Origin of the sequence: Sphingomonas rosea (assembly GCF_039538065.1) — a bacterium.
GTDB lineage: Bacteria > Pseudomonadota > Alphaproteobacteria > Sphingomonadales > Sphingomonadaceae > Sphingomicrobium > Sphingomicrobium rosea.
In genome coordinates this window covers 615,833-635,454 of sequence record NZ_BAABBR010000001.1, presented here as the reverse complement: position 1 = coordinate 635,454, position 19,622 = coordinate 615,833, and the positions used below count along the sequence as shown (strand labels likewise).

At 68.4% G+C, this 19,622-nt stretch carries 7 protein-coding genes and 1 tRNA gene; 5 read left to right on the top strand and 3 right to left on the bottom strand.

The annotated features are described in order from the left end of the window. The first annotated feature begins 203 nt into the window (after positions 1–203). Positions 204–296: transfer RNA gene (locus tag ABD693_RS03060), tRNA-Ser, on the top strand. 25 nt (positions 297–321) lie between these two features. Here ABD693_RS03060 and ABD693_RS03055 read toward each other — a convergent pair. Next, positions 322–897: a response regulator transcription factor gene (locus ABD693_RS03055; protein WP_344695524.1), complete on the bottom strand. Its 576-nt coding sequence runs from the start codon at positions 895–897 to the stop codon at positions 322–324. Further along, the gene (locus ABD693_RS03050) at positions 894–2,906 is read right to left on the bottom strand and encodes a PAS domain-containing hybrid sensor histidine kinase/response regulator (protein ID WP_344695523.1); all 2,013 of its coding nucleotides are present in this window, start codon (positions 2,904–2,906) and stop codon (positions 894–896) included. The genes ABD693_RS03055 and ABD693_RS03050 overlap by 4 nt, the downstream gene beginning before the upstream one ends. Positions 2,907–3,209: 303 nt before the next feature. Here ABD693_RS03050 and ABD693_RS03045 point away from each other — a divergent pair, with 303 nt between their 5' ends. Both ABD693_RS03045 and ABD693_RS03040 read left to right on the top strand, forming a co-directional pair. Next, positions 3,210–3,788, top strand: coding sequence for a YMGG-like glycine zipper-containing protein (locus tag ABD693_RS03045; RefSeq protein WP_344695522.1), 579 nt, complete (start codon positions 3,210–3,212; stop codon positions 3,786–3,788). Positions 3,789–3,842: 54 nt separating this feature from the next. Further along, positions 3,843–5,087: a L,D-transpeptidase family protein gene (locus ABD693_RS03040; RefSeq protein WP_344695521.1), complete on the top strand. Its 1,245-nt coding sequence runs from the start codon at positions 3,843–3,845 to the stop codon at positions 5,085–5,087. Here ABD693_RS03040 and ABD693_RS03035 read toward each other — a convergent pair. Beyond that, complete coding sequence (locus tag ABD693_RS03035) at positions 5,084–5,806, bottom strand: energy transducer TonB (RefSeq protein WP_344695520.1); 723 nt, start codon at positions 5,804–5,806, stop codon at positions 5,084–5,086. The genes ABD693_RS03040 and ABD693_RS03035 overlap by 4 nt on opposite strands. A gap of 638 nt (positions 5,807–6,444) precedes the next feature. Between ABD693_RS03035 and ABD693_RS03030 the strand changes: the two genes are divergently transcribed. After that, positions 6,445–18,036 (top strand): Ig-like domain-containing protein, encoded by an 11,592-nt coding sequence (locus ABD693_RS03030; protein ID WP_344695519.1) that lies wholly within the window; start codon positions 6,445–6,447, stop codon positions 18,034–18,036. A 72-nt stretch (positions 18,037–18,108) separates the two neighbouring features. Continuing rightward, positions 18,109–19,608, top strand: a complete 1,500-nt coding sequence (locus tag ABD693_RS03025) for a TolC family protein (RefSeq protein WP_344695518.1) — start codon at positions 18,109–18,111, stop codon at positions 19,606–19,608. Positions 19,609–19,622 lie beyond the last annotated feature (14 nt).

Below are 19,622 nucleotides of genomic sequence, written 5' to 3'. Positions count from 1 at the left end.
ATAGCTTATTTTATAAGGGCTTAGGCGAGTTTCAGTGTCGGCTTTCCGACATTTTCCTTTGCTCTGGATCAAGGCCGTTGGCGATCGCAGGAACGAATGCGAGCGACCCGTTCATCCGTTGCGACCATCTTCGTGACACTTCCGCAGCAAACAGGTTGAACGGCACGGGAGCGTCCGCTAAGCGCCTGCCTGCCGATGCATCCGGAGACGTGGGTGAGTGGCTGAAACCAGCGGTTTGCTAAACCGCCGTACGGGGATTACTCGTACCGAGGGTTCGAATCCCTCCGTCTCCGCCAGCATTTCCTTCTTCTTGCGAAGCGCTCAACAGGCCGTCCGGGCCTGATCGTCGACGCGCAGCTTGGCGAACAGCAATTTCATCGTCATCCGAACAGTCGCTTCGTTAAGCCCGAGGTCGCGCGCGAGGTCGGCGCTCGAGCGACCGCTGCGAATGCCTTCGAGGACCTGCTGCTGGCGCGGGCTGAGTTGGACCGTCGGGGCGGCGGCTTCGGGGCCGGCGGGCGCCCAGCGCGACGGGCCCGCCGTGGCGAGGTTGCGAAGCTCGATCTTGAGTTCCTCGAGCGGCATAGTCTTCGACAGGAAGGCCGCGGCCCCGCAGCGCAGCGCCGCCGCGCCGACATCGGCGTTGGCGGTGCCCGAGAAGAGGGCGACCGGGCGGCCGCCATTGGCCGACACGACTTCGCGCAGGCCGTCGAGCCCGTCCATGCCGGGGAGCTGGAAGTCGAGGAGGACGATGTCGAACCCGCCCTCGCGACGGATGGTGCGAAGCGCGGAGGGGACGTCCTCGGCCTCGGCGACGGTGAAGTCGGGATCGTTGCGCAGATAGGCGCAAAGCGCATCGCGCAGCATTTCGTGATCGTCGACAACGAGGAGCTTCATGTCCGGGTCTCCGTGGGCGGGCTCGCAGGCAAGAGCGACGCGAGCGCACGCGGCAAGTTCTTGTGGAGAGCGCTCTTCGAGATGATCGCGGCGAAGAGATCGCGTTGCGCGGCGGTAAGGATCAGGTCCTCGGCGACGGCGGAGCAGAGCAGGATGGGGACCTCGGGCCGAAGCCGGCGGGCGACGGTGGCGAAGTCGACCCCGCTCATCTCGGGCATGTCGTAGTCGACCACGATCGCGTCCCAGGCGGTGCCCTCGTCGCGCAGCACCTCGAGCCCGTCGAGTGGCGACAGGCAAGGGCAGACCTCGGCGCCCGCGCGCTCGAGGTGGACCGCGATGAGGTCGAGGAGCGCGGGATTGTCGTCGACCGAGATGATGAAGCGGCCCGACAGGTCGATCGGCGACTGGCGGCGTTCGGGCTGGCCGGCGTCGCGTCCGGGCGGGCCGGCGGGGAGCGCGAGGGCGAAGCTGCTACCGGCGGGACCGGTGGTGAGGTAGATGGCGCCGCCTGCCTCGGTGACGAGCCGCGCGACGACCGCGAGGCCGAGCCCGGTGCCGAGCGCCTTGCCGTGGGTGACGAAGGGTTCGAAGATCCGGGCGAGGTCGGGGCCCGCGATGCCGCAGCCAGTGTCGCTGACGTGAAGGAGGGCGACCTTGCCGCGCGGGCGGGTCCCGACGGTCGGAGTCGCGCCGAGGCTGTCCCCGTCGACGAGATCGACCGCGAGGCTGATCCGCCCGGCGCCACCGGCCGGAAGCGCGTCGCGGGCATTGGTGCACAGGTTCATCAGCACCTGCATGACCTCGCTTTCGTCGGCATGGATCGAGACCGGCTCGGCGGGGACCGAAACGTCGATGGCGTGGCCGGGACTGAGGCTGACCTCGATGAGGTCGGCGACTTCGCGGACGACCTTGCCGAGGTCGATGGCCTGGCGGTCGGCGGCGCGGCGCTCGGGCTTGAGGATCTTGTGAAGGAGCTTGGAGGCGGCCGCGGCGGCGCTCTGGATTCGGTGCGCCTTGGCGACTCGGTCGCCGCTGTCGTCCTCGAGCGTCGCGGCCGAGGCCGAGATCATCGCCATCAGATTGTTGAAGTCGTGGGCCATGCCCGACAGGACCCGGCCGATCGTCTCCTGCCGTTCGGCGAGCAGCAATTGTTCGCGCGCCTGGATGCGTTCGCGCAGCGCGCGTTGGCGCTCGGCGATGTCGCGGGTGGTGCAGACGAGCCCGCCGTTGGCGCCGGCGGAGAGCGTGATCTCCTGCTCGATGGCGTGCCCGTCGCGGTGGCGTCCGCGCGCTTCGCCGCGCCACGCGCCGTGCGCCATGACGACGGGCATGGCCTCGGCCTCGATCCGCTCGGCTTCTGCGGGCTCGTACAGCGTCTTCCAGTGGATCCCGACCGCTTCCTCGGCGGTGTCGAAGCCGAATAGCCGCGCATGCGCTGTGTTCATGAAGAGGAAAATGCCCTCGGCGTCGGTGATCCCGATGCCGTCATTCGATGCCTCGACGGCGGCCATCTGCTCCTCGAGCCGGCGGGCGGTGGCGTTGCGCTCTTCCTCCAGCTCGCGGCGGCGGGTGATGTCGCGCATGATCGCGGCGAAGCCAGCCGGACGATCGGTGCCTGGCTCGCTCCACATGGTGAGCGAAAGCTCGACGGGGAGGCCGGTCCCGTCCTTGCGGAGCGAAGGGACCTCGACGGCCTTGCCGACAAGCTTGGGTACACCCCCTTCGACAAGGCGCCTGACGCCGGCCGAATGGGCCGCCTGATGCGCGTCGGGAATGATCATGTCGAGCGACTGGCCGATCGCCTCTTCGCGCGCCCAGCCGAAGGTCACCTCGGCACCGCGGTTCCAGTAGACGATCCGGTTGTCGCCATCGACTGCGACAAAGGCATCGCGGGTCGTCTCGGCGATGAGGTGCGAAAGCGAGCGGGCATCGAAGTCCCGCAGATCCTCGCCCTCCCTGAGGCGCCAGGCATCGCCGAGCGGGAATGGGATGCGCTGGTGGAAGGTCACGGGCGAGGCTCTCGCAAGGTCGGTTCGTCACTCCATCTTAGGAGGATTGGAGGCGGCTCGGGCGAGGGCGTGCGAGGATGCCGGCGGGGGTGGGCGAACAGGGGTTCATCACACAGCCATCAAAGCTGCTTAATTAGCAAATAATCGTTGGAATCGAGCGGCTTGTTGCGTGGCCGGAACCGGTTGCGAAAGCCTTGCGTTGCTGCCGCGCTGACCATGGTTGTTCTCCTGCGCCGGTGGCGCGGGGTGTGCCGATTAGCGGCACGAACCGCCGGGTCGCCGGAAACCAACGGGAGAAGGCATATGAAGAAGACACTGATCGCACTGGCGGCTGCCAGCTCGCTCTCGCTCGGCGCTTGCGCCACCACCAGCAATGACACCCTCGCCGACGCCGCCACCGGCGCCGCTGTGGGTGCCGTTGGCGGTGCCGCGGTTGGCGCCGTCGTTCCTGGCGTGAGCGCCATCACCGGTGCCGCCGTCGGCGCCGCGGTCGGCGGTCTCGCCGGCGCGGTCTGGTCGGACAGCAACAATGACGGCGTGGCCGATGGCTACGTCCAGAACGGACAATATTATTCGGGCGCGCCGAGCGGCTGGGATTCGACCACGGGCCGTGTCGTCACGGGCGTCGGCGCCGGTGCGGCGATCGGTGCCGTCGGCGGCGCGCTGATCCCGGGCGTCAGCGTCCTCGAGGGCGCGGTTGCGGGTGCGGTGGTTGGCGGTCTCGCCGGCGCCATCTGGGCCGACCAGGATCGTGATGGCCGGGTCGACGGTTACGTCCAGAACGGGCAATATTACCCGGGCGCCCCTGCCCAGACCCAGGCGCCTGCCGGCACCTACCAGCAGCCGATGAGCACGCCGACCCGGAGCGGCGAGCGCGGCTAAGGAGAATTGATGACCCACTTGCGTATTCTGAGTGGCGTTCGTGCCGGGCGCGTCATGCGCCCGGCACTTGTTTGTGCGGGCCTTTTGCTCGCACCGATGAGCCTCGCCGCGCCCGCGACCGCGCAGGTCGCCGCCGTGCGGATTCCGGGCTCGATCTTCTTCAGGGATCAGGGTGGGCAGGCCGCAACCGAGCTCGTCCGGCTGCTCTCGACTGCGCAGGTAGATGGCCTCGATCCCAAGCGCTATCGCACCCGCGAACTGTCGCGACTGGTGCGCGGCGCCTTTGGCGGGAACCCCGCCGCCGTCGCCCGGGCCGACCGCGCGCTGAGCGAGGCCTATGTGCGTTACGCGCAGGATCTTCGCCGCGCGCCCAATGTCGGCGTCATCTACGTCGATCCGCAATTGAAGCCGCAAGCGCCTGCCGCCGCGGAGCTGCTGCGGTCGCTCTCGAGCGCCCCCGACCCGGACGCCTTCGTCCGCAACATGGGCTGGATGCACCCTTATTATGCGCAGCTGCGTCGCCAGGTGACCGACGGGTCGCTCGACCCGCGGACCCGCCAGCTCGTGCAGCTCAACATGCAGCGCGTCCGCAGCCTCCCGGCGAGCGGCAAATATGTGCTGGTGAACGCCGCCGCCCAGCGCCTCTTCATGATCGAGAACGGGCAGACGGTCGACATGATGCGGGTGGTGGTGGGCAAGCCCAAATATGCGACGCCGATGATGGCGGCCTATATCCGCTACGCCTCGCTCCGGCCTTACTGGAACGTGCCCAGCGACCTTGCGGCCGAGCGGATTGCGCCCAACGTGGTCAAGGGCGGGCTGCCTTACCTCAAGGCCAAGGGCTATCAGGTGCTGTCCGACTGGTCCGATAACGCCAAGGTGGTCAATCCCGCCGGGCTCGACTGGTCGGCGATCGCCGCAGGCCGTCAGGAAGTGCGGCTGCGCCAGCTGCCCGGTCCGTCGAACAGCATGGGCGACATGAAGTTCATGTTCCCCAATGCGCAGGGCATCTATCTCCACGACACCCCGCAGGACGAATTGTTCGGCGAGGCCTCGCGGCTGTTCAGCGGCGGCTGCGTCCGCCTCGAGGCGGCCAGCCGGCTTGGCGCCTGGCTGTTCGGCAAGCCGCTCAAGGCCAAGGGCATGGCCCCCGAGCAGAAAGTCCCGCTGGCGACGCCGGTGCCGGTCTATCTCACGTATCTGACGACGGTGCCGAGCGGCAGCGAAATCGCGGTCTACGACGACATCTACGGGCGCGACGGCGCCGCCCGCGCCCAGCCCCGGCTCGCCCGCCGCTAGTCGCGGTCCCAGGTCGCGACGTAGCGGAGCGACACGGGCACGGGCAGGCCCGCGCGGTCGCGCGCCGGCTCCCAGCGGGTGCGCGCCAGAAGGCGGCACAATTCCTCGTCGAGCGCGCCGTCGCCCGATGACGCGAGCGGCGTGCAGCGCGTCAGCCGGCCGGCGGGACCGACTTCCAGCGCGAGGACGGCCTGGCCGCGCAGCGCGCCGAAGTTGCGGATGCGTCGATAGTCGCCGCGGGTAAGATTGCCCGACAAGAGCCGTGCCTCGCTGCCAAGACCGGCACCCGCGCCAATGCCAGCGCCGCCGGTGCCACCACCACCCACGCCAGTCCCGCTTCCACCGGCGCCCTGACCAGGCCCCGCCTTCGCCGACGCGCCCGCACTCGGCGCTGCCGCGGTCTCCGGAGCCTTGTCGTCGGCGGTCGCGAGCGGTGTGGGGGCGGGGAGGCGGACGGATGGCTGCGGAAGAACCACTGGCGCGGGCTTGGCCTCACGATCGGCCGCACCGGCGCGCTCCTTTGCGCCCTCCTTCCGGTCCTCGGTCGGCGGCGTCGGCCGGATCGGCGGGAGTACGTCGAAGGTGACAAGCGGGGGCACGCGCCGGGCGAGTGGCTGAACGGCCAGTCCGATAACCAAGGCCGTGCCGAGCGCCACATGCAACGCGATCACGAGCGCGAGGCTCTTGCGGCGATCGGATCGGCGTGGCTGCCAGGGCATGGCAGGCGAACGCGCGAGCGGGAATAGGGCTTCAGCGGTTCGACGGCGGCAGACCGCGGACTCCGGCGGTTCGCGCGAATCTGCCGTTCCCCCGCGCCCGAGTCGCGAGGCCGACTCACCCGCCGATAGGCGTTCTTCCCGTTATGGGACGCCCGGCCAAATTTTCTCGCGGTCGCGATCCATTACAGTCCCGACACAACATTGATCAGTGCGCGCGTTGAACGAAGATGCTTAACGAAAGCTAAACGCCGCTTGACGATTGGCGTAACGAAGCCGGAGCTCGTAACATCGCGGACGTTCATCTGACATCGCAAGCGCGTATTAGAAGAATAAAACAAGACAAGACAGTTGAAAAGGCAAGCGACGACTAGAAAGTTAACGGACTAACATCTGCTTATTAGACTTCTCTACTAGCGCTTCGTCCAGAAGCGCGAAGGTTAACGCCCTTCCCAGTTTGACGGGAGTCGTGGCCAAACTTGCCTTGCCCCCCTTTATCGTGGTTGTTTTCCTCGTCACGTGTCTTTGCGGGCTCGGTCGTTAACCTTCGCCGTTGAACGGCATTCGACCAACCTTCGATGAACGCGGGGCACTGGGGACCGGTGGTGGGGACCACCGGCCGGCCAATCGAAGGGTGAAAGATGCGCTACGAAGATTCTTCGCTGTCGGGTTCGTTCGAGAACCAGGGACCCATCGCTCGGGACGATGCGGACCAGCTGCCCGCGGGTGACCGCGGTCCGGCGACCGGCAATGTGATCAGTGGCGCGGGAACCCAGACCGGGGCGGTCGGGGCGGACAGCGCTTCGGGGGCGAAGATCACCGCGGTCGCCGGGGCCGGCGGTAGCGACAACAGCGCCGAGGGCGGGCGCCTGCGGGTCGAGGGCGAGCACGGCATTCTCAGCCTCTCCCCGCGCGGCGAATATAGCTACACCGCCAAGGCCGGCACGCCCGAGAACAGCCGCGACATCTTCACCTACACCCTGACCGACGCCGCCGGCGCCAGCAGCCAGGCCCGTCTCACCATCGAAATCGGCAAGACCCCGGCCGTGGTACAGGCCAATGCCCAGCGCATCGTCCCCGGACCCGACGGCGTCGTCGTGCTTCCGGCGGGCGTCGAGCTGAGCGACATCCGGATCGTCGGCCGCGACCTCCTGATCATGCTGCCCGATGGCACGCAGATGGTGATCGTCGACGGCGCGGTGTTCGTGCCGCAGCTCGTCATCAACGACGTCCAGGTCCCCTCGACCAACCTCGCCGCCCTGCTGATCGAGCAGGAGCCGCGCCCGGCGAGCGGCGTGCCGCAGTCGAGCGGCGGCAATTTCATCGAGCCGGTCCGTCCGCTCGATCCGGGCACGCCGCTCGGCGACCTCCTGCCGCCGACCCAGCTCGGCTACACCCCGCCCGAGTTCCGCGACACCGCGGTCGCGCCGAACCGGCGTCCCGAGGTCGGCACCAACCCGCTGATCCAGATGGACGACGATGCGCTGGCCGGCGGCAATGCAGGCGGCATCGGGGACGATCCCAATGGCGTGAACGTCTCGGGCGTGCTGTCTGGCTCGGGCGGCGACGGCCAGCTCACCTTCGCACTGGCGACCACCGGTGCGCCGGCGGGCTTCACCTATGTGGCGGGCGCCAACGGCTCGCTCCTCGTCCAGCAGAACGGCGTCACGGTCCTCACTGTCACGCTGAACGCGCAGAGCGGCGAATATACGGTCACGCAGAATGCGCCGATCGCGCATCCGGCGGGCGGCGACGAGAACAACGTCGTCTTCACCTTCGACTACACCGTGCGCGACGTCGACGGCGACACCGCCGCGGGCACCTTCCAGGTCAATGTCGACGACGACACACCGGTCCTCGCCGGTGTCGCCGGCGGCGCGGGTGTCACGCTCGACGAGACCAGCGCGGTCACCCCGTCGGGCTTCCCGATTTCCGCGACCAGCAGCTCGGCGGTCGTCGTGGGCAACGGGCTCAGCTACGGCGCCGACGGCAAGGCCGCGACCGACGGCATCAGCTATTCGATCTCGGTCGTCGGCGGCGGGGCGACCACGCTCAAGACCGCGCAGGGCGATTATCCGATCTCGCTGGTCCAGACCTCGGCCTCGGTCATCACCGGCACCTATAACGACGGCAGCGGCGTCAAGACCGCCTTCACCCTGACCATCGGCGCCGACGGCAAGCTGACAGTCCAGCAGTCGGTCGCGCTCGATCATCCGGTCGCGGGCAGCACGGCCGCGGCTTATGACGATTCGATCAACTTGAACGGGCTGGTCAACGCCACCATCACGATCCGCGATGCCGACGGCGACAGCGCCTCGGCCTCGACCGGGATCGGCAACCTCGTCACCTTCAAGGACGACGGTCCCTCGAGCAGCCTGCTCGTCGAAGGCCCGCGCCCGACCCTGGTCCTCGACGAGACCCAGCCGGCCGGCAGCGACACCAGCGGCGGCTCGGCCCCGACGGGCCTCGCCTCGGCCTCGGCGGGCTTCGCGAACAGCTTCTCGGTACTGGTCTACGGCGCCGACGGCGCTGGCAGCACGGCTTATTCGCTCGTTCTCAACGGCAGCAACGTCGCGAGCGGGCTCTTCGCGCTGCAGTCGGGCGACGTCAGCACCGCCGATGGCGACGGCCTCGGCCAGGGCGCGCAGATCGTCCTCAACCAGAGCGGGAACACGATCACCGGCTCGGCCGGCGGGGTCGACTACTTCACCATTACGATCAACCCGGCGACGGGCGTGGTCACCTTCACGCAGCTTCAGGCGGTGTGGAACCCGGTTGCGGGCACGAGCTACGACGAAGCGGCGATCCTCAATGCCGCGACCGGCGCCTTGGTGGTTCGCCAGACGGTCACCGACAGCGACGGCGACACCGCGTCGAGCAACCTCGACGTGAGCAAGGGCTTCTTCCAGATCCAGGACGATGGTCCGATCGCGCGCAACGACGCCGATGCGGTCGCCGCGGGCACCTACGGTCCGGAGACCGGCAACGTCATCACTGGCGCCGGTACGGCAGCGGGCGCCGGCGGGGCTGGCGCGGACACGGCAGGCCGTGACGGCGCCTCGGTCGTCCAGATCAGCGCGGGCGAAAGCAGCGACTCGAGCTTCGACGAAGCCGGCAACCTCGTCGTGAACGGCCAGTATGGCCAGCTCTCGATCAAGGCCGACGGCAGCTACAGCTACGTCCGCTTTGCCGGCACGCCGGGCGGGGTCAGCGACAGCTTCACCTATGTCCTGCGTGACACCGACGGCGACACCAGCAACGCGACCCTGACGATCGCCATTGGCAACACGCCGCCGACGCTCAACGTCCCCGGCGCCGACGCGCCCGGCACCACGGTCTTCGAGGCCGCGCTCGGTGGCACGCCGCAGGGCTCGGGCGAGGAAGCCGCGCCCGGCGACAATGGCGATCCGCGCGAGGCGACCAGCGGCACCATCACCTTCAGCCAGGGTGACGGTCCGGCCGAGATCAAGATCAACGGCGTGATCGTGACCGGCACGCCCGGCCAGGTGATCGACACCGGCGAGGGCCTGCTGACCATCACCGGCAAGACCGACACGCAGATCACCTACACCTATGTGCTCAAGGACAATGTCCTTGTCCCGGGCACGAGCAGCAACGACACCATTCCGGTCACCGTGACCGACAAGGACGGGCAGGTCGCGTCGGCCGATCTCGTCATCAAGATCGTCGACGACGCGCCCGACGCGCGCAACGACACCGACAGCATCGCAGCAGGCAGCTTCGCGCCCGAGACCGGCAATGTCATTAGCGGCGAGGGCACGCTGACTGGCGCGCTCGGCAAGGATACGGTCGGCGCCGACGGCGCGAGCGTCACCGGAGCGACCAGCAACAATGCGCCGGCGAATGCGCCGGTCAGCGATCCCGTCACCGGACAGATCATCGTCCAGGGCCAATATGGCACCCTCACGATCAATCCCGACGGTAGCTATAGCTACGTTCGTGCACCGGGCACGCCGGGTGGCGTCAGCGACGTCTTCACCTATACGCTGAAGGACGGCGACGGCGACAGCGACACCGCGACGCTGACCATCAACATCGGCAACTCCACTCCGGAAGTGAACGCGCCCGACATCGGCGCGGCCGGCACGGTGGTCTATGAAGCGGCGCTCGGCGCGCGCGGGGCGGGCGAGAGCCAGGGCTCGGTCGAGGGCGCAGGCCCCGGCGCGAACGACGATCCGCGCGAGACGACCAGCGGCATCATCGCGGTCAATCAGGGCGACGGTCCGGCGGTCATCACCATCAACGGCGTGGTCGTGAGCGGCGTCGCCGGCCAGGTGATCGACACGGGCGAGGGCCTGCTGACCGTCACCGGCGTGACCCCGAGCGCGATCGCCTACAGCTACACGCTCAAGGACAATATCGTCTTCAACGGCGACGCCACCGACAGCATTGCGGTCACGGTCACCGACAAGGACGGCCAGGTCGCGAGCGACACGCTGACCATCACCATCGTCGACGATGCGCCCGACGCGAAGGACGACACCGACGCGCTTGCCGCCGGTGCCTATGGCCCCGAGACCGGCAATGTCATCAGCGGCGCGGGCACCACCTCGGGCGCGGCTGGCGCCGATATCCAGGGCGCGGACGGCGCCTCGGTGGTCGCGGTCACCGGCTTCGGCGGCAGCGCCGACGACAGCTTCGACGCGGACGGCAATCTTCAGGTCGCCGGCCAGTATGGCACGCTCACGATCAAGGCGGACGGCAGCTACAGCTACGTCCGCAACGCCGGTTCGCCGGGCGGCGTCAGCGACGTCTTCAACTACACCCTCAAGGACGCGGACGGCGACGTCGACACCGCTAAGCTGACGATCACGATCGGCAACAATGCGCCGACCGTCGATGCGCCCGACGCGGGCGCGCCCGGCACGGTCGTCTACGAGGCGGGCCTGCCCGCGCGCGGCGCCGAACCGGCCGGCTCGGGCGAGATCGCCGACGGCGATGCGGCCAACAACAGCGACACCCGAGAAGCCACCAGCGGCACGATCAACTACACGCAGGGCGATGCCCCGGCGGTGGTCCGGATCGAGGGCGCGGTGGTCAGCGCGGTCGGCCAGGTGATCGACACCGGCGAGGGCCTGCTCACCATCAAGAGCATCACCGCCGGCGCGATCGGCTACGATTACGTCCTCAAGGACAACACCATCGGCGTCCAGGCGACCGACGGCGGCAACACCAAGGACAACATCAGCGTCACGGTGACCGACGCCGACGGCTCGGTCGCGAGCGACACGCTCGTGATCACCATCGTCGACGACGCGCCAGTTGCGCGGGCCGACACCGACAGCGTCGGTAACTTCACCGGCCCCGAGACGGGCAACGTCATCACCGGCGTCGGCACCACCTCGGGCGCGGCGGGCGCGGACACGCTCGGTGCGGACGGCGCGCGAGTGATCGCCGCCGGCAGCATCAACAACGCCACGCCGGCCTCGGTCCTCTCGGGCGCGAGCGTCGTCATCCAGGGCCAGTATGGCCAGCTGACGATCTTCCAGAACGGCAATTACAGCTACACCCGGACCAACGGCGACCCGCTGGTCGCGGTGGAGAAGTTCTCGTACGTCCTGGTCGACGGCGACGGCGACACCTCGCCCTCGACGCTGACCATCAGCATCAACGACAATCCGGTGAACCTCACGGTCCCGGCGCTCGGCGATGCCTCGACCCTGGTCTATGAATCGGCGCTCGGGACCCGCCCCGGCGAGCCCAACGGCTCGACCGAGGGCTCGGCCGCCGGCTCGAACGTCGACCCGCGCGAGGCCGTGTCGGGAAGCTTCAGCTTCACCGCGCCCGACGGGGTCGACTCGCTGGTCGTTGCGGGCTTCAGCATCCCCTCGGCCACCTTCACCGGAACGGTCTTCAGCGACGCCACCGGCAAGCTCGAGATCACCTCGATCGTCTACAATGACGTGACCGGCGCGGGCCAGGTGTTCTACAAGTACACCCTGCTCGACAACACGATCGGCGGCGCCCAGCCGGGCGACGTGGTGGTGCCCTTCGCGATCACCGTCACCGACGACGATGGCGACTCCAAGTCGGCCACCCTCAACATCACGATCAAGGACGACGCGCCGCTCGCGGTGAACGACGTCGACAGCGTGGGCAATTCGAACAATCCCGCGACGGGCAATGTCATCACCGGCGTCGATGTCGCGGGCGGCGACGCCAATGCGACCGACGGCGTCAAGGACACGCAAGGTGCCGACGGCGCCAACGTCTACCAGGTGGCGAGCAACAACCTCGCCTCGGCGGCGGTGTCGGTCGCCGGCACGACGGTCATCACCGGCCAGTACGGCCAGCTGACGATCAAGGCCGACGGCAGCTACAGCTACGTTCGCGCCAATGATGCGCCGCTGACCGGCAACGACGTCTTCACCTATGGCATCAAGGATGCCGACGGCGACGTCTCGAGCGCGACGCTCACCATCTCGATCAACGACCAGGGCGTCACCACCACCCTGCCGGTGGCGGGGACGGCGGGCACCGTGGTCTATGAAGCGGCGCTCGGCGCGCGCGGTCCGGGCGAAAGCCAGGGCTCGGTGGAGGGAGCGGCGCCCGGCGCGAACGACGATCCGCGCGAGGCGACGAGTGGCTCGATCGGCTTCACCGCGCCCGACGGGCTGGGCTCGGTCACCATCGGCGGCCAGACCTTCACCCTCGGCAGCACCTTCCCGAGCTCGGCCATCACGGTCGACAAGGGCTCGCTGGTGGTCACCGGGATCAGCTTCAATGCCGCGACCGGCATCGGCAGCGTCAGCTACACCTACACGCTGGCCGACAACACGCTCGGCGACCCGAGCAGCGCGCTCATTCCGTTCACCGTCACCGACAGCGACGGCGACTCGAGCAGCAAGACGCTGACCATCGCCATCGTCGATGACGCGCCCACCGCGCGGGCCGACACTGACAGCGTCAACGAGGGCTCGGCCACCGACGGCAACGTCATCTCGGGCGTCAACACCACCAGCGGGGCGGCGGGTGCCGACACGCAGGGCGCCGATGGCGCGGTCGTGGTCGGCGTCAAGGCCGGCACTTCGGCGACCGACGTCAGCGGCAGTGTCGGGACCGAGATCAACGGCCTCTACGGCAAGCTGATCCTCAACGCCGACGGCAGCTACAATTATGTCGCCAACCCGAACAGCGTGACGGCCAATTCGCCCGACCTGTTCACCTACACGATCCGCGACGCGGACGGCGACACCAGCACCACCACGCTGACGATCAACGTCGTCAACGTGAGCATCCCGGCCGACAACCAGACCAAGACGGTCGACGAGGCGGCGCTGGATCTCGTCAAGGACGGCGCGGACCTGGCGGCAGGCACCACGACGGGCTCGAACCCGGGCTCGACCGGCGAGACGGTCACTGGGCAGCTCAATGTCGTTGGCGCGACCAGCTATACGCTGGTAGGCCCGGCCACGGGGGCCAACGGCATCCTCCAGCTCAACAGCAACGGCAGCTATACCTACACGCTGACCTCGCCGGTCACGACCAGCCCGGCGGCCAATGACGGCGCGGTCGTGAGCGGCAGCAATGTCTTCACCTACACCGCGGTGGATGCCAACGGGAACAGCACCCAGGGCACCATCACGATCAACATCAAGGATGACGTTCCCACCGCCATCAACGACGTCGACAGCGTCACCGAGGGCCTTGGCAACAAGGCCGACGGCAATGTCCTGAGCGGCATCGGCGGGACCGACGCCAATGCCACCGACGGCACTGCGGACACCATCGGTGCTGACAAGCCGGGCAGCGTGGTCGGTGCGCGCACCGGCGCCGAGGCTGCTGGCGGGGCGTTCAGCACCGTCACCGCGGCCGGGACCACCATCAGCGGCACTTACGGCGACCTGTTGATCAAGGCCGATGGCAGCTACGTCTACACGCTCAAGACCGGGTCGATCCCGACCAATGTCACGAGCGAAACCTTCAGCTACCTGATGCAGGACGGCGACGGCGACACCGATGTCGCGCAGCTGACCATCAACCTCGTCCAGGACGCCCGCATCCCGAGCGTCACCAACCCGGCCGGTACCGTCTACGAGGACGGGCTCGCGGACGGCGTGCAGCACGGGATCGGCAGCCAGACCACGACCGGATCCTTCCAGGTCGATTTGAAGGGCGAGACCGGTAGCGTCACCATCGGCGGCGTCGCGGTCACCAACGGTGCGGCGTTCGACACCGGCGAGGGCACGCTGACCATCACCGGCGTCAGCACGGTCGCGGGCGTCACGACCTACAGCTACAGCTATACGCTGAAGGCCGCGCTCATCCAGGCTGGCCAGGGTGAGGTCAATCCGACCATCGACACCGTCACCGTCAGCGTCACCGACGCGACCGGCGACAGCGCCAGCGGCACCATCACGATCAGCATCGTCGACGACATTCCGGTCGCCAAGTTCGATACGGGTTCGGTCAGCGAAGGCGCGACCCTCTCGGTCAATGCGGCCAATGGCGTGCTCGCCAACGACGTGTTCGGCGCCGACGGCAAGGACGCGGGCGGCGGGGTCGTCGGCATTGCCGCCGGCAACACCGGGGTCGCCAGCACCTCGGGCGTCGGCACCGCGATCGTCACGGCCAAGGGCACGCTGACGCTCTTCGCGGACGGCAGCTACACTTATGTCGCCAAGCCCAACGTCATCTCGGCCGATACCACCGACGTGTTCACCTACACGATCCGGGACGGCGACGGTGACTTGAGCTTCACCACGCTGACGATCGATCTGAAGGCGGTGACCCTGGTCGCCGACAACCAGACCGCGCTCGTCAACGAGGCCGCGCTCGACACCACCAAGGACGTGAACGACCTGGCCGCGAGCCTCGTCACGGGCTCGCAGCCGGGCCTGACGACCGAGACCTACAAGGGCACGCTGGCCGTGGCCGGCGGCTCGGGCATCAGCTACACGCCACAGACGGTGACCGGCCTCTACGGCCAGTTCGAGCTCAAGGCCGACGGCAGCTATACCTACACGCTGACCAAGAACATCGTCGGGGCGGCGGCCAACAATGGCGCGAACACCGTGCCGGCGGCCGAAACCTTCACCTATGTCGCGACCGACGCCAACGGCAACACGGTCACCGGCACTATCAAGGTCGATGTGGTCGACGACGTGCCGACCGCGGCCAACGACACGGTCGGGCAGGTCGCCGAGAACCAGGCGGTCAGCTTCAGCGTGTTCGGCAACGACAAGTTCGGGGCCGACGGGGTCAACACCGCCGACGCGAGCAAGGTGACCTTCACCCAGCCCGCCGCCGGCACGGTCAGCTACAATGCGGTGACCGGCCTCTTCACCTTCACCCCGGCCGCCGGCCAGGAAGGCAGCACGACCTTCACCTACACCATCGAGGATGGCGACGGTGACAAGTCGACCGCCACGGTGACGATCAACCTCCAGCCCGACTCGGTCCCGGTAGTCACCAACGCGGTCGCCAAGGTCGACGACGACGGCCTCGCGGGCGGCATCGCGGGCGGGACGGGCGACATCGACGCCAATGCCGGCGAGACCCCGGCTTCGGCGAGCGAGGCGGTGTTCAACGGCAAGATCAACGTCAACTGGGGCAATGACGCCGCCGGTTCGTCGATCACCTTCGCCAACCTCAACGGCACCACCGGCACCGTGGGCACCGAGACGGTGACCTACAGCTGGAGCGGCAGCACGCTGACCGCGACGAGCGCCCGTGGCCCGGTCTTCCAGATCGTGGTCGATCCGGCGACGGGCAATTACACGCTCACCCTGCTCAAGCCGATCCTCCATGCGGCGGGCGGCGGCGAGGCTTCGGCCCTCGTCGACCTCAACTATCGCGCGCAGGACGGTGACGGCGACGTCGTCACCACCGGCAAGCTCAGCATCGAGTTCAACGACGATGCGCCAAGCCCCTTCACGCCGGGGTCGGTGACCACCACCAACGGCGACACGCCGGCGGTGCAGGGCAACCTCAACCTCAGCATCGGCGCCGACGGCTTCGGCAGCCTGGTGTTCAGCGCGGCGCTGAACGGCCAGGTCGCGACCGACCAGAACGGCAAGACGCTCACGGTCGGCGGCCAGACGCTCTATTACTCGGTCAACGGGGCGACGCTAACGGCGCAGACCCAGGGCGGCGTCGTCGGCTACACGACTACGCTCAACCAGAACGGGACCTATTCGTTCGACGTCCAGAATGTCATCTCGAACGGGACGGAGACCACCTTCTCCAACCTGACGAGCTCGGCGGCGGGCAACGTCCTCTATCGCGGGGTCGGCGCCGACGATCCGACGACGCCCACCGACATCCTCCTGTCGGGCAGCCTCGGCGGCACGTCCCAAACGGTGAACACCGACAGCGACTCGATCGGCACGGCCAATCAGTCGATGGACCCGGGCGAGACGCTGCGGATCGACCTCGTGTCGAACCTCACCAGCGGCGCGGCGACGGCCACCGGCTTCAACTACGGCGCGCATGTCGGAACGACGAACTTCGACCAGCTCATCCCGCAGGTGCAGGGTGCGCAGAATCAGGTCGTGAGCTTCCGGGTCTATGCGCTCAACACCACGCTGACCGCGTCGGGCACGCCCGACAGCGATCCGGCCGGCGGCTTCTCCGACAGCACGCTGGTCCAGGTGAAGAGCGTCTCGGTCCAGGACTATCTGACCGGTGGGACCGCCAGCGCCAACCTGACCACGGTCGGGCAGGTCGTGACCGTCGGCTTCGGGATCACCGCGACCCTCCAGTCGGACGGCTCGGTGATCTTCGCGGGGGTCCAGGAAGGGGATCGTTACGCGATCAACACCAACACGACCCAGTTCAACGCGGTCGTGGTCCAGGACCTGACGGGCAGCTTCGATCTCGGCATCTTCAAGATCGGCGCCGTCTCGGCGGGCACGCCGATCATCCAGGTGCTGCCGGTCATCGCCACCGACGCCGATGGCGACAGCGTCAACGCGACCATCACCGCGACGATCAACCCGGTCGGCTCGCCGCCGGTGGCGCTCGACATGAATGGCGATGGCCAGATCAGCTATCTTAGCCATGATGCACTGGTCGCCTATGACTATAACGGCGATGGCACCAAGGAAGCGACCGCGTGGGTGGGGCCGCAGGACGGGCTCCTCGTCCGCGACGCCGACGGCAACGGCACGGTCAGCGGCTCGAGCGAGTTCGTCTTCGGCGGCCAGTCGGCAACCGACCTCCAGTCGCTGCGGGCCCAATATGGCGACGTGCTCGATGCCAATGACGCCGACTTCGCCAAGTTCGCGGTCTGGCAGGATCTGAACTCGAATGGTGTCGCCGATGCCGGCGAGGTGAAGAGCCTGGCCGAACTGGGGATCAGTTCGATCAACCTCGTCGGAGACGGCGTGGTCGGGACCGCGGCGAACGGCGACGTGACGATCGTCGGCTCGACCAGCTTCGTCCGCAACGGCAGCACCGAACTGGCGCAGGACGCCATCTTCAAGCTCGGCGCGGCGATCGAGACGGCCAAGCAGGCCGAGCCGGCGAACAGCACGTCGGCGGTGCTGGTCGCGGCTGCCGCCGCCGCCGCCGCCCTCGCCTCGGCCCCGGTCGCGGCGCAGCCCGCGCCGCAGGACGAGCATGCATCGCCGATCGCCGACGACAGCCATCCGGCGGTGGGCTCGGCCCCCGCGCCGCAGGCGATCGAGCATGCGGCCGAACCGGCCCTCGATCACCTCGCCGCGGCGGCGACCAAGGCGCCGGTGCAGCCACCGGTCGGCGAGCCGGTCCAGCACTTCGCCGATGCGGGTCATCGGCAGCTCGAAGTGGCGCATGCCGACGACGGTGGCGCCCAGCTGCAGGCGCTCGACCACGGGACCAGCCTGCCAGCCACGGCGGCGGTGCTTGCCCCGGCGAGCTTCGCCGGCGGCGAGATCCAGCTTCCGAGTGCGGACCAGCTGGCGGCGCTGATGGGCAAGGGTGAAGCGATCCAGCACAATCCGGCGCTTGAGCAGGTGCTCAGCGATGCGCTGGCTGGCGGGGCCAAGGGGCCCGACCTCGACCAGCTCATCGGTGCTGCCATCAAGCTCGCCGAGCCGGTCCAGCACCAGCCCGGCCACGAAATGGCGGCGGTTCCGGACGGCGGAGTCGCAGCCCTGGCAACCCAGCTGGCAAGCGCTGTTCCGTCATGGGACGCGGGCCATGCAGGGGCTTTCGTCCCGATGATGGCGGCCGCAATGGAGAGCCCAGCGCTTCATCCTGACGCGGTTCAGCCAGTCGCCAACGGCTAGGAGAACCCAAGGCAGGGCAGGGCGCCAGTGGACGGGCGCCCTGCTCTGCTCGTTTGACCAGAAGGGGGATTTATGACCTTGAAGAAGATGCTGCTGATCGTTCCGGGCGCCCTGCTCGCGAGCGCCGTTCCCGCTTATGCGGTCGACCTTCGTTCCGCGGTCCAGGCCGCGCTGCAGAGCAATCCCGAGATCCGGCAGGCGGTCCACAACCGCGAAGCCACGATGGAAGAGCTCAACCAGGCCCGCGGCCTGTGGGGCCCGCGCGTCGACCTGCGCGCCTCGGCGGGCGTGCGCGAACTGCGCAATCCGTCGCGCCGCCGCATCGGCCTTGGCGATCAGATGCTGAAGCCGGTCGAGGGCGAACTGGTCGTCGACCAGCTGCTGGTCGATGCCGGCGGCCGCAACGCCGAGATCCGCCGCCAGGCGAGCCGCACCGACGCCGCCGCCGCCCGGATCGAGGAGCGCAGCGAATTCGTCGCGCTGAACGTCGCGCGCAACTACATCGACTATCTGCTCCAGCAGCGGCTCGTCGCCATCTCGGAAGACAATGTCGCCTTCCACGAGAAGCTCGCGGGCGATCTCCGCCAAGGCGTGCAGCAGGGTTCGATCTCGATCGCCGACCAGCAGCAGGCCGAAGAGCGGCTGCAGGCTGCCCGCGCCCGGGTCACCGAGGCCCGCGAGGATCTCGAGACCGCGGCCATCTCCTTCCAGACGCTGACCGGCATGCCGATCGACAGCGTCTCGGTGCCGCCCGACCTGACCGCCTCGGTGCCGGCGACACTGGCCGATGCCGAGAATCTCGCGCGCAACAACAATCCGCGCGTTCAGGAAGCGATCGCCGACCTCAGCAGCGCCCGCGAAGTGGTGCGCTCCGCGCGCAGCGACGTGGGGCCGAAGCTCAACGCCGAGGGCCGTGCCCGGGTCGGCAATGACGTCGACGGCTTCGCGGGCAATACCCGCGACCTCCAGGCCAATCTGGTGCTTCGCTGGACGCTGACCAACGGTGGCATCAAGGAAGCCAATGTTCGTGAGCAGCAGCGCCGCGCCGACGAGGCCCACGCCCGCCTGTTCCAGACCCAGCGTTCGGCCGAGGAGGATGCGCGCTCGGCGTGGAGCCGCCTGCAGAACCAGCAGCGCCTCGTCAGCGAGCTCGAGAACCAGAGCCGCATTAGCGACGACCTGCTGCTCTCGTACCGCGAGCAGTTCAACGTCGGCCGCCGCTCGCTGCTCGACGTGCTCGATGCGCAGAACACCCGCCAGAACGTCCAGGCCCAGGCCGAGACCGCGCGCATGAGCCGCCTGTTCGCCCAGTATCGGGTGCTCGCCGCCTCGAACAAGCTGGTCGAGGCCCTCGGCGTGCCGATGCCGCAGGGCGCCTACAGCGACCTTCGCAGCCGCTTCAAGGTCCGCGCCGTGCCGGCAAGCGATCGCCAGGAGAACAGCCTGCGCTATCCGGTCATGGGTCCGCCCGCCGATCCGCAGGACGTCGGTGCAACCCCGCGCCCGGCGACCGGTGCGGCCGCGACGGCGCCGCCGGCCGAGCCGATGCCGGCCCCGGCCCCGGCCCAGTAAATGCGTCACGCAGT

Bases quoted from the DNA above. Each gene is read 5' to 3' on its own strand.
- ABD693_RS03055 (WP_344695524.1), bottom strand. From the start codon at position 897: ATGAAGCTCCTCGTTGTCGACGATCACGAAATGCTGCGCGATGCGCTT.
- ABD693_RS03045 (WP_344695522.1), top strand. From the start codon at position 3,210: ATGAAGAAGACACTGATCGCACTGGCGGCTGCCAGCTCGCTCTCGCTC.
- ABD693_RS03040 (WP_344695521.1), top strand. From the start codon at position 3,843: ATGCGCCCGGCACTTGTTTGTGCGGGCCTTTTGCTCGCACCGATGAGC.
- ABD693_RS03035 (WP_344695520.1), bottom strand. From the start codon at position 5,806: ATGCCCTGGCAGCCACGCCGATCCGATCGCCGCAAGAGCCTCGCGCTC.
- ABD693_RS03030 (WP_344695519.1), top strand. From the start codon at position 6,445: ATGCGCTACGAAGATTCTTCGCTGTCGGGTTCGTTCGAGAACCAGGGA.
- ABD693_RS03025 (WP_344695518.1), top strand. From the start codon at position 18,109: ATGACCTTGAAGAAGATGCTGCTGATCGTTCCGGGCGCCCTGCTCGCG.